This window comes from Methylibium sp. T29-B (assembly GCF_000576225.1).
Lineage (GTDB): Bacteria > Pseudomonadota > Gammaproteobacteria > Burkholderiales > Burkholderiaceae_C > Methylibium > Methylibium petroleiphilum.
In genome coordinates this window covers 1-3084 of sequence record NZ_AZSN01000265.1, presented here as the reverse complement: position 1 = coordinate 3084, position 3084 = coordinate 1, and the positions used below count along the sequence as shown (strand labels likewise).

Genomic DNA, 3084 nt, shown 5'->3' with positions numbered 1-3084 from the left:
CGGCCGAGTGGCGCCGGCCCCGCCGGAGGCGGCGCAGGTGGCGGCGCCGGGCTTCGTGCGCGAAGCGATGGCCGCGCACGCCGTCTACGTGCCCGATCAACGCCACCCGGTCGAGGTGGACGCGGCGCAGCAGGCCCACCTGGTGCAGTGGCTGTCGAAGCGACTGGGCGCGCCACTGCGCGTGCCGGCGCTCGACGGCGAGGGGCTGCGGCTGGTCGGTGGTCGGCTGCTGCCCGGCGAGGCCGGTCAGGCACGCGCGCAGTTCATGTACGAGGACGCGCAGGGGCAGCGCGTGACGCTGTACGTGTCGGTGCTGGGCAGCGCGGCTGCGCCCGGCGCCTCGGCCCCCGCCGCCTTCCAGTGGCGTGGCGACGGCCCGACGCACAGCTTCTACTGGGTCGATGGCCGGCAGGGCTATGCGCTGAGCGCCGACCTGCCACGGGCCCGCTTGCAGGCGCTGGCGACGGCCGTGTACCGGCAGCTCGAAGCCCCCGCTGCGCAGCCCGGCGCCCGTGGAAACCCCCAACCCGTCGGACCGGCGCACTGACACGCGGCAGGGCTAGCATCCCCGGGTCACCGCGCCCCGAGGAATCCGTCATGCCCGCCTGGCTGTTGCGTCTGAACGAACACTTCCCGATCCGCTACGTCGTCTGGCTGGCCTGTGCGGTCGGCGCGTTGCTGAGCGCGCTGGTGTGGGTGGTGACCGGCAGCGGCGGCCTGGTGCTGCTGGTGTTCCTGGCGCTCGTGGGCACCGGCGTGCACGACGTGCGGCAGTCGCGCCACTCGGTGCTGCGCAACTACCCGGTGATCGGCCACCTGCGCTTCTTCTTCGAGTTCATCCGGCCGGAGATGCGGCAGTACTTCATCGAGGGCGACAACGAGGCGGCGCCGTTCTCGCGCCAGCAGCGCTCGCTGGTCTACCAGCGCGCCAAGGGCGAGCCCGACAAGCGGCCGTTCGGCACGCAGCACGACGTGGGCGCCGAGGGCTACGAGTGGATCAACCACTCCATCGCGCCCACCACGCTCGCGAGCCATGACTTCCGCATCACGGTGGGCGGCGAGCGAGCGCAGCCGTACAGCGCGTCGATCTTCAACATCTCGGCGATGAGCTTCGGCGCGCTGAGCGCCAACGCCATCCTCGCGCTCAACGCCGGCGCCAAGCGCGGCGGCTTCGCGCACGACACCGGCGAGGGCTCGATCAGCCGCTACCACCGCGAGCACGGCGGCGACCTGATCTGGGAGATCGGCTCGGGCTACTTCGGCTGCCGCCACGACGACGGCTCGTTCAGCGAGGAACGCTTCGCCGAGACCGCGCGCGACCCGCAGGTCAAGATGATCGAGCTCAAGCTGAGCCAGGGCGCCAAGCCCGGCCATGGCGGCGTGCTGCCGGGCCCGAAGGTGACGTCGGAGATCGCCGCGGCGCGCGGCGTGGCGGTGGGTGTGGACTGCGTGTCGCCGTCGCGCCACGCCGCCTTCGACTCGCCGGTGGGCATGCTGCAGTTCATCGAGAAGCTGCGCACGCTGTCGGGCGGCAAGCCGGTGGGCTTCAAGCTGTGCATCGGCCACCCGTGGGAGTGGTTCGCGATCGCCAAGGCGATGCGAGAGACGCATCTGCTGCCGGACTTCATCGTCGTCGACGGCGCCGAGGGCGGCACCGGCGCCGCGCCGCTGGAGTTCACCGACCACGTGGGCGCACCCCTGCAGGAGGGGCTGATGCTGGTGCACAACACGTTGACCGGCATCGGGCTGCGCGATCGCATCCAGCTCGGCTGCGCCGGCAAGGTGGTGAGTGCCTTCGACATCGCGCGGCTGATGGCGCTGGGCGCCGACTGGTGCAACGCGGGGCGCGGCTTCATGTTCGCGCTGGGCTGCATCCAGGCGCAGGCCTGCCACACCGGCCACTGCCCGACCGGCGTGACCACGCAGGACCCGATGCGCCAGAAGGCGCTGGTGGTGCCGACCAAGGCCGACCGCGTGTTCATGTTCCACCAGGAAACGCTGCGCGCGCTGAAGGAACTGGTGCAGGCCGCCGGGCTGCAGCACCCGCGCGAGATCACCGCCGCGCACATCGTGCGGCGCGTGGCCGACCACGAGGTGAAGCTGCTGGCGACGCTGCTGCCGTTCGTGAAGCCAGGCGCGCTGCTGGCCGCCGAGCGCGGCGAGATTGACTGGCCGCACCAGGTGTTCCGGCTCTACTGGCCGCGCGCGAGTGCGCATTCCTTCTTGCACCAACCCGATCCGCTGGCGACAGCGGCGGCGTGAACGACTAAGCTCCCGGCAGGCGGCCCCGATCGCCCCAGAGTCACAGTCCCCAGGAGACGACAAGCGTGCTGAAGGTCTATCTCGTCGAAGACGATCCGCTGGTGGCCCAGCATGTGCTCGACACGCTGAACGAAGCGCCCGGCATCCGCTGCGTCGGCCACGCCAACCGGCTGGGCATCGCCCGCATCGACCTGCCGCAGTGCCGCCCCGACGTGCTGCTGTCCGACCTGGGCCTGCCCGACGGCGACGGCACCGAGCTGATCGGCGAGTTGAGCCATGCCCCCGCGATCGACGGCGTGTGGCACCCGCACATCCTGGTGTTCTCGGTGTTCGGCGACGAGGCGCGCGTGATCCAGGCCATCGAGGCCGGCGCCGACGGCTACTTCCTGAAGGGCTGCACCTCGGAGGAGCTGGTGCGCGCCGTCGAGCAGGCCGCGCGCGGCGAGTCGCCCATCTCGCCGGCGATCGCGCGCCACCTGCTCAAGCGCTTCCGCGAGGACGGCTTCAGCGACACGAGCTTCCGCGACTCGGGCTTCTCGGAGTTCGGCGGCGGCGGGGGCGACACCGGCATGATGGACCTCGACGAGCCCTCGCGCCGCGACCACGAGGTCAGCGCCCGCGAGCACGAGGTGCTGCGGCTGGTGGCCCAGGGCTACGTCAGCGAGGAGATCGCCGAGCGCCTGCTGACCACGCCGAGCGCCGTGGCCACCGCGGTGCGCAACGTCTACCGCAAGCTGCAGCTGGGGCAGCGCGCCCGCGCCACCGTGCAGGCGCAGTCGCGTCCCGGCTGGGCGTGAAGCCGGCCCGCCCCGCGACGAGGCG

The 3084-nt window shown here is 72.0% G+C and carries 3 protein-coding genes; all 3 read left to right on the top strand.

Annotation, left to right across the window (positions count from 1 at the left end; all coding sequences use genetic code 11):
- Window positions 1-547, top strand: a 547-nt coding sequence (locus Y694_RS25080) for a hypothetical protein (RefSeq protein WP_036236172.1), incomplete at its 5' end; no start/stop codon positions are given.
- A gap of 50 nt (window positions 548-597) precedes the next feature.
- Window positions 598-2262, top strand: a complete 1665-nt coding sequence (locus tag Y694_RS20825) for an FMN-binding glutamate synthase family protein (RefSeq protein ID WP_036236169.1) — start codon at window positions 598-600, stop codon at window positions 2260-2262.
- Window positions 2263-2327: 65 nt separating this feature from the next.
- Window positions 2328-3059: a response regulator transcription factor gene (locus Y694_RS20820; protein ID WP_036236167.1), complete on the top strand. Its 732-nt coding sequence runs from the start codon at window positions 2328-2330 to the stop codon at window positions 3057-3059.
- Window positions 3060-3084 lie beyond the last annotated feature (25 nt).